The sequence below is a fragment of the Desulfobulbus sp. genome (assembly GCF_030824455.1).
Classification (GTDB): Bacteria; Desulfobacterota; Desulfobulbia; order Desulfobulbales; family Desulfobulbaceae; genus Desulfobulbus.
In genome coordinates this window covers 1-8218 of the sequence record NZ_JAVBXR010000094.1, presented here as the reverse complement: position 1 = coordinate 8218, position 8218 = coordinate 1, and the positions used below count along the sequence as shown (strand labels likewise).

The window sequence follows — 8218 nt, the reverse complement described above, 5'->3', positions numbered from 1 at the left end:
GCCAATGTCGCCGTAGCGTGCGGGTCATGCCAACTTCGGGAGTTGTCACTCCCTGAAAAACGACTTAACCGAACCATAAAAGGGAAATCCGGCCAAGACTGTCACTGATTCAGGTATTACTTAACTGGATGCATGTGCAAGAATAATTGGCTGTGGAAACTACAAAGTTTTTGAGTGTCTCTTTGAGTTGAAACGCAACTTCTTTAGAAGAAAAATTGGCAGAAATAATTTCAAGGTGTAATGTTTTACCAAATAAATTTTCTAAAGCTTGATTAGAGTAAACCCAACTTTCAAAATTCGAAGTTGACATATCTCCTCGAATAAATCTCCAGATATTTTCAATTGCTGATTTGGCATACTGATTACTTTCGATCTTTGTCATTGATCTGGTTGTTGGTTTTATGAACGAATTGCCTAACGTGTATATCATCTGAATTTGCGTTGTTTGCGGCTTCAGATGGAACATTTTGTTTGATCAATAATTATGTAATCTAAGTATTTTTTCATGCGGTACGTCCACCGCATACCAGCAAGAGCAATCCGAAAGTTCGGGCAATGAGTTCCATGCAATAACATAATGGAGTGATAGAACCTTATCTTCTTCAAAGTTATCAATTTGTATAATAATTATATTATTAATCATTCTAACTGAATAGTTCACGGTTGAATATTCATTATTTGGATTTAACCGTGAATTGAGACAATCCGAATCTTCCGTGCCAATCATAACCAATATACCATTAGACTCCCATCCCCAGGCATCCAATGCCTCTCCAGAATTTCTCTGGTTAACAGCTTGCAAATTGTCCCATACACAGGGAAAAGTAAAATTATTCAAAGCCTTGGTTGGAAGACAGTGCAAGAGAATTGTCATGCATTTCTCAACATTCATACCTTTTGGAATCCCCGGTTCCAATCGGCGAATAGTAACGTTGCAATTACTTAAATCGTCTTCCTCAGCACGTGCACTAAAGGACAGTGATCCGATTGGAGTTTCTATTTTTTCGAAAAAGTGTATCGATTGAGCCATTTTTTTTAACGCGAACAGTATGATTAAGCCAATTTTTACGCCAGATATCCAGCTATCAATCATATTAAAAAAATATTAATTTCAATATGTTGAAACAAGTACCGCGTTTAGATCCATGAAAAAGACAAAGTTGAAACACAAATACAAAAAACGATATGGTAATCGTGATTTGAGAAGCAGTATCTTTTTCCAACCGGTCAACATTCTTCCAATGTATCTTGACTCGAAACAGAACACCCATCCAACAAACAATCTGATTTTGTCTGCCACTTGGGCATGGTATTGGTAATAATCGAAACTCCTTAAATTTCCATAAGTAAATATATCCAGTCAGCTTTTTTCACTCCTCCCCATTCCCGATAAATCGCCCCTTTTGTCCTTCCGTCGTCAAGGGGCGCAATCTTGTCATGCTGCCTCAACGTCACTCGTCTTTTTCCACGGCTTTCGTCTGGAAAGGATCAAGCCAAACTCCCAACTGAGTCCAAACAAAAAAGGCGGTCTCCTCAATGGAGACCGCCTTTAATTGTTGCGTGCGCCGTTGTTAAACGCCGCCTGTTTGTGCCGGCCGCGCCGACTCGCGTTCACTTGGTTTTGAGTTTCACCCAGTAGTCTTCGTAGATTTTAAGGGTTTTTTCATCCAGGCTGTCGAGAAACTCGCCCCGCGCCGCATCCTGGACCGGCGGGTTGACGATGACGTTGTTTTTCATCGCAGCCGGCAGGAAATCAAAGGCCTTGGCGTTGGGCGAAGAATAGCCCATGGACTCGCTGATGGCGGCGGAAACCTTGGCCTGGAGCACATAGTCGATGAAGCGGTAGGCCGCCTCCACATGCTCGGCGCCCTTGGGCATGCAAAAGCTGTCGAGCCAGAGGCTGAACCCTTCCGGCGGGTAGATGTAGCGGATGGCTTTGTTCTCGCCGTTGGCGATGTAGGCCTCGCCGTTCCAGACCAGACCGGCGGCCACCTCGCCGGAGAGCAGCGCCTGCTTGGGCGAGTCGGAATCAAACACCCGCACCTGCGGCATCAGGGTCTTGAGCTTCTCAAAGGCCTGGCGCAGATGTTCCGGATCCTTCTCGTTGATAGAATATCCCAGCACTTTCAGGCCGATGCCCATGACTTCGCGGGGGTCGTTGGGCAGCAGCAGCTTGCCCTTGAGTTCCGGCTTCCACAGATCCGCGGTTTTTTGCACCGTGTCTGCAGGCACGACCTGGGTGTTGATCGCCAGCGAAGTCGAACCCCACATATACGGTATCGAAAATCCGTTGCCCGGATCAAAGCTCTGGTTGGTGAACTGCGGCGCAATCAGGCCGAAGTTGGGGATTTTTTTGACGTCGATCGGCAGCAGCAGATTCTCGCGGCGCATCAGGCCGACGTAGTCGGAGGAGGGCACCACCAGGTCGTAGCCCTTGCCCACCAGCTTAACCTTGGCGTACATGGCCTCGTTGCTGTCGTAGGTGGAAATGTTGACCTTGATGCCGGTTTCCTTGGTAAAGGCGGCAATGACCTCTTCGGGGATGTATTCCGACCAGATGTAGAGGTTGACCACCTTGTCGGTCTTGGCCGCGCCCAAACCGGACGAGACCATGGCCAGCAGCGCCAGAAGCGCCAGGATTGCACTGTGCAGCATCCTTTTCATTTTTTCTCCTTGAGCAGTGTTCTGGAAAGAACGAGAGCGGTTATGGTGATGCCCATCATCACCACGCAGAGGGCGTTGACGTCGGGTTTGATGCCGAGCCGGACCATGGAATAGATTCGCAGCGGCAGGACTTCAAAGTCCGGGCCGGTGGTGAAAAAACTGATGATGACGTCGTCCAGCGACAGGGTGAAGCTGAGCAGCCAGCCGCCGATCACCGCCGGCGCCGTCAACGGCAGCACGATGTGACGGAACACCTGGTACTCGCCGGCGCCCAGATCTTTGGCCGCGTCGACAATGTCGGTCTGGAAGCCGTGGAACCGCGAGAACACCGTGGTGGCGACAAAGGGCACGCAGAGCACGGTGTGGGCCAGCAGCAGGGTGGAAAAACCGAGCGGCAGCGCCAGGGCAAGAAAGAGCAGCAGCAGCGAGATGGCAATGACGATGTCCGGCGACATCATCATCACAAACAAGCCGCCAAAGAGAACCCGGCGGCCGGGGAATCGGTATTGATGGAGGATGAAGGCGGCCACCGTGCCAAGCAGGGTCGCCAGGGTGGCGGCGCAGGCGGCAATAATCAGCGAGTTGACGGCTGCGCTCATCAGGCCGGTGTTCTGCCACAATTTGGCGTACCAGTCGAGGGTGAAGCCCTTCCAGGCCAGCGAATACTTGGAGCTGTTAAACGAAAAGATCGCGACGATCACCAGCGGCAGGTAGAGAAAACCGTACACAACGGCCGCATAGAGCCGTTTCAGCCAGCGGCTCATTGCAGCATCTCCTTGCCCAGGCGGCGGCTGGCCAAATGGTAGAGCAGCAGCAGCAACCCCATGGCGAGCGTCATGGTGACGCTGGCCGCAGAGCCCATGGGAATGTCGCGGAACACCAGGAACTGGTCGCGGATGTAGTTGCCCAGGAGCATCGAGCGGGCGCCGCCGAGAATGTCGGAGATGTAGAACATGCCCAGCGCCGGCAGGAAGACCAGCATGGTTCCGGCAATGATCCCCGGCATGGTTAGGGGCACGGTGATTTTGATGAAATTCTGCACGCGCCCGGCGCCCAGGTCGCGGCCCGCCTCCAGCAGCCTGGGGTCCACCGCTTTCAGCGCCGCATACAGCGGCAGGATCATGAACGGCAAGAGGGTGTAGACCAGGCCAATAAAGACCGCCAGCGGCGTGTACATCAACTGCAGCGGCGCGTCAATCAGGCCCGCAGCCAGCAGCAGGGTGTTGACCACCCCGTCGGCCTTGAGCATCATCACCAGGGCGTAGGTGCGAATCAGCGAGTTGGTCCAGAAGGGGATCATCACCAGCAGCAGGAGCAGCGGCTGCAGCTTGGCCGACGATTGCGCCAGGACATAGGCAAAGGGGTAGCCGGCCAGCAGGCAGAGCAGGGCGGCGATGCCCGCCAAGCCTATCGAATCGAGCGCCATGCTGAACACGGTCGGCGACAGCAGGTGCAGGTAGTTGGCCGAGGTGACGTGCGAGCTGACCAGCGCGCCTTCGCCGCGCTCAAGGAAACTGGCGCCCAGGAGGATTAGGTAAGGGACCAGGGCCAGCCCCGCCATCCAAAAATAGGTGGAGCCAATCAGCAGGCGGCGAAATGAAGAGCTATTTTTCATGGGGCAGCACCACCTCCCATCCCTCGTGCCAGCCCAGAGCCACCGAGTCGCCGGGTTTGAAGTAGAGGTTTTCGCTGTCGTCGTCGAAAAATTCGGTCACCTGAACGCGGGCGCCGCTCTCCAGGGCGACTTCCACGTCGTAGGTGGCGCCGTGGTAGAAGATGCGCCGCACCGTGCCTTTAAGGCGGGCCTGCTGGAACTTGGCTGACAGATCCTGCGACTCAGCCATGTCCTGCTCCAGTTCCAGGCGAAAATCCTCCGGCCGCAGCAGTAGGTGGATGGGCTGTCCCAGGCTGAGCGGGCGCATGCTTTTGAGGCTGACCGCCGCGCCTTCGACCAGGGCCTTGAAGGTCGACGGCCCGGTCTGTTCGCGGATCACGCCGTCCAGCACGTTGATGTCGCCGACAAAGCGGGCCACGTAGAGGTTGACCGGCTCTTCGTAGATCTCCATGGGCGTGCCGATCTGCTCGATCTGCCCATGCTGCATCACCACCACCCGGTCCGACATGGCAAAGGCCTCGTCCTGATCATGGGTGACGAGGATGAAGGTAATGCCCAGGGTGCGCTGTAACTGCTTGAGTTCCTTCTGCATCTGTTTTCGCAAACGGTGGTCCAGGGCGGACATCGGTTCGTCGAGCAGCAGCACCCGGGGTTTGTTGACAATGGCGCGGGCAATGGCCACCCGTTGCTGCTGGCCGCCGGAGAGTTCGGTCGGCCGTCTCCGCTCCATGCCTGCGAGTTGCACCAGTTCCAGGGCCTGGGCCACGGATTGCTCGATTTCGGCCGCCGGCTTTTTCGCCATCCGCAAACCAAAGGCGACGTTGTCGAACACCGTCATGTGGGGGAAGAGGGCGTAGTTCTGGAACACGGTGTTGACCGCCCGTTTTTCCGGCGGCGACTGATCCACGGCCTGGCCGTCAATCAGCAGGCTGCCTCGGGTGCAGTCTTCAAAACCGCCAATCAGGCGGAGCAGGGTGGTTTTGCCGCAGCCCGAGGGGCCCAGCAGAGAGAGGAATTCACCGTCGGCCACGGTGAGGGAAATATCGCTCAGGGCACGCTGGCCGCCGTAGTCCTTGCACACCCGATTCAGTTCGACAACCGCCTTGTTCAATCCGCATATCTCCAAAAAAAACGATTCGGCAGGAACTTCGCCGCTTTTCAGTCTGTATTTGCCGGCCACAGTCCAACCCGGCAAAATGGATGCTGTTTTCTACAATGAACAGGGCGTGCGCATCAATGGCAAAAGACGATGCGCGCCAGCTTTTTCAACGCTCGGCAGGGTGAAATTTGGACAGGCTGAACACCAGAAAAAGGTGCGAGACTGCGGGGAAAGGGGGGACAGGCAAACGCCGGGCGCTGCGGCAAGACAACCAACCGCAGCGCCCGAGTCGTGTTTGGTTCCTTTATCGACTGTTTTTCAGGCAGCAGATCAAGGTTTTGTAGACCAGTTTGGCCGCCAGCAGGTGGGCGTGGAGGCCGTTTTTTTGGGGCGCAAGGCCGGTGACGTCAAATCCGATAATCGATTTTTCCCGGGCCACCATGCGAATCAGGTTGTTGAGCGTGTACCAGTCGAGTCCGCCGGGTTCGGGTTTGACCACGGCGGGCATACAGGCCGGGTCGAGCACGTCAAGGTTGATTGCGAGGTAGACGGTGTCGCTGAGCACGTCAATGGCGTCGGCCGCCGCGTTGAGGCCGTTGTTGTAGATGTCGCGGGCAAAAACCAGATTGTCGATGTGGATTTTGCTCTTTTCCGCTTTGGCCATGCTGCGGATGCCGACATGGGAGACCATGCATTTTTCCTTGATCCGCGCCATGACGTCGGATTCTTCGTCGGCGGGATCAAGCAGATGCGGATGCGCGCCCAGATGGAGCACGCTGAGATTGTTCTCCTGGGCCATCGCCGCCTTGACCAGCCCTTCGCTGATCAGATGGCTGCCGCCGATGGAGGCCACCAGCTTGCTTTTCTTGAAATGGGGCGCGGTCTGATTGGCTAATTCCTCCGTGGCTTCCCGCGGGTCTTCCGGGCAGACCAGCGGATCCAGGGTATGCAGATTCAATTCGTTGAGATCGGTGTTGGTTTCCACGTCATAGGCGGAAAGCATCTGCGAGGCCAGCAGTATGGCCTCGGGACCTTTATCCATAGCCAGAGCGGCTTTGGTCGTTCCTCCGTAGGGAATAGGGAGGATAACGGCCTTTGCTTGGGCGTAGGGAGGTTTTTTGGATGAAAGATTAAGAAAGTTCATGCGTCAACACCTTGGGGTTAAAGTTGCGTGAAGCCTGGAAGCCTGTGCATTTGTGCCCAAGCGAGCCTCAATCATTCATCCTCCTCGTCATACGAGTCTTCCGCATCGTCGACGTCTTCGTCGTCCAGCCGTTTGAGACGGATGGGGTCGGTCGAGCGGATCAGGTATTCCGCTTCGCAGTCGTTGCAGTAGACGATATCGTCTTCCTCGCAGTAGCTGTCAACGATGATGTCGCCGCCGCAGATTGTGCACTCCTCAATCTGGCTCTCTTCCTCATCATTTTCTCTATCAACCATGATCCTGCCTTAAGATGTACGTTGGATTTGTTTCAATTGAGCGAGACGCCGCGTGTTCGATGACGCCGGCAGCGGGGCATGACTCGCCAAAGCCTGTGTTTTGGGCGACAGCCCTAAATAATGCTCCCTGATCGAAATATACCGTACCCTCTCTGTCAATAAAAAATTCAATAATCGACTGTATTAACTGCAAGATGCCGCCTGACTGCAGACACTCGCCCCTTGGCCCTGCTCAGGTTTTAGGCAAGTTGCGGAAAAACTCGGCCCGTCTGTCGGAGATTTGCCGACAGCTGCGGGGGCGGGGTCGGTCGGAGCAATCAGAAGCCGGGACAAAAAAGCCTCTGTGGAAGGCCCTGGACTTTCCACAAAGGCGGATGCGGCAAGGCGTGGTTCGGGCTGTTGTCAGCGTTGTTTAAACAGGGCGTAGACCGAGGAGAAATCCAAATGCTCCATGCCGTCGGCAATGGCGCGGGCATAGAGTTCTTTGGTCACGGCCCCGGTGAACAGCGGCCGTTTGTTCTCATAAGCCAGATCCTGCAGGCAGTGCAGGTCCTTGTAGATGAGCGCGTTGGAAAAATGGGGCGAGAAATCCTCAGCCAGCAGCTTGGCCTTTTTGGCGTTGAGCACCAGGGATTGGCCGCCGCCGACGTTGAGAATTTCCAGAACTTCGGCCTTGTCGATGCCCACGCTTTCGGCAAAGGCCACGGCCTCGGCCAGGGTGGCCATAAAGCTGCCAAGCGCCAGATTGTTGATCAGCTTCATCTTGGTGGCCTGTCCGGGCTTGGGCAGGTGGAACAAATGCTTGCCCACGTTGTCGAGCACCGCCTTGGCCCGGCTGAAGCCCTCTTCCTTGCCGCTGACCAGCACGGTCAGCGCGCCCTGAGCGGCGGGGACAACGCTGCCAAGCACCGGGGCTTCCAGGTAGATTGCCCCGGCCTGGGCGCAGAGATCGTGGAAGGGCAGCACTTCGCGGAAATGGTTGGTGGTGTGGTCGACCACGATTTTGCCTGTGAGATCGGCGGCCAGCAGACCGTGCTCCTGGTTCAGCACCGTGTGCACGGCCGCGCTGTCAAACAGGCAGATGAAAACGATCTCGGTGTTGCGGGCGACATCGGCCGGCGTCGCGGCCACTGTGGCCTTGAGTCCGTCGGTCTTGCCCGCAGAGCGGTTCCAGACCGTCAATTCGTGTCCGCAATCAATCAGCCGGCCGGCGATGGCCTTGCCCAGGCGCCCAAGTCCTATAAAACCAAGTTGCATACATGCCTCCAATGTTCCCGCCCGAAGACGGCGGGTTGATGTTGTTTGCTCATTCTACAGCGGCAAATAGTCGGCTCGTGCGTAGGGGGCCTCGCTGTGGGGGGGGGCGGCAATGGTTCGAATTGCAGCTCGCGGTGTCGGAA

At 55.5% G+C, this 8218-nt stretch carries 9 protein-coding genes; all 9 read right to left on the bottom strand.

All coding sequences use genetic code 11. The features are described 5' to 3' along the window. Positions 1–109: 109 nt before the first annotated feature. The 9 genes from RCH93_RS11340 to RCH93_RS11300 all read right to left on the bottom strand — a co-directional run bounded on the left by RCH93_RS11340 (position 110) and on the right by RCH93_RS11300 (position 8075). A complete protein-coding gene (locus RCH93_RS11340; RefSeq protein WP_306548519.1) occupies positions 110–382 on the bottom strand; it encodes a hypothetical protein in 273 nt (90 codons plus the stop codon). Between the two features lie 93 nt (positions 383–475). Continuing rightward, positions 476–1093 carry a hypothetical protein gene (locus tag RCH93_RS11335; protein ID WP_306548518.1) on the bottom strand — a complete coding sequence of 206 codons (618 nt, stop codon included), beginning with the start codon at positions 1091–1093 and terminating at the stop codon, positions 476–478. 518 nt (positions 1094–1611) lie between these two features. Further along, the gene (locus RCH93_RS11330) at positions 1612–2664 is read right to left on the bottom strand and encodes an extracellular solute-binding protein (protein ID WP_306548517.1); all 1053 of its coding nucleotides are present in this window, start codon (positions 2662–2664) and stop codon (positions 1612–1614) included. Then, on the bottom strand, positions 2661–3428 hold the full coding sequence (potC, locus tag RCH93_RS11325; RefSeq protein WP_306548516.1) for a spermidine/putrescine ABC transporter permease PotC: 768 nt from the start codon (positions 3426–3428) through the stop codon (positions 2661–2663). The genes RCH93_RS11330 and potC overlap by 4 nt, the downstream gene beginning before the upstream one ends. Next, positions 3425–4279, bottom strand: coding sequence for an ABC transporter permease subunit (locus tag RCH93_RS11320; protein ID WP_306548515.1), 855 nt, complete (start codon positions 4277–4279; stop codon positions 3425–3427). Before RCH93_RS11320 ends, potC begins: the two co-directional genes overlap by 4 nt. Then, positions 4269–5390 carry a spermidine/putrescine ABC transporter ATP-binding protein PotA gene (gene potA / locus RCH93_RS11315; protein WP_306548514.1) on the bottom strand — a complete coding sequence of 374 codons (1122 nt, stop codon included), beginning with the start codon at positions 5388–5390 and terminating at the stop codon, positions 4269–4271. The genes RCH93_RS11320 and potA overlap by 11 nt, the downstream gene beginning before the upstream one ends. Before the next feature lie 292 nt (positions 5391–5682). Beyond that, positions 5683–6522 (bottom strand): arginase family protein, encoded by an 840-nt coding sequence (locus RCH93_RS11310; RefSeq protein WP_306548513.1) that lies wholly within the window; start codon positions 6520–6522, stop codon positions 5683–5685. A 71-nt stretch (positions 6523–6593) separates the two neighbouring features. Beyond that, on the bottom strand, positions 6594–6818 hold the full coding sequence (locus tag RCH93_RS11305) for a hypothetical protein (protein WP_306548512.1): 225 nt from the start codon (positions 6816–6818) through the stop codon (positions 6594–6596). Positions 6819–7220: 402 nt separating this feature from the next. Next, positions 7221–8075, bottom strand: coding sequence for an NAD(P)-dependent oxidoreductase (locus tag RCH93_RS11300; protein ID WP_306548511.1), 855 nt, complete (start codon positions 8073–8075; stop codon positions 7221–7223). Positions 8076–8218: the final 143 nt, after the last annotated feature.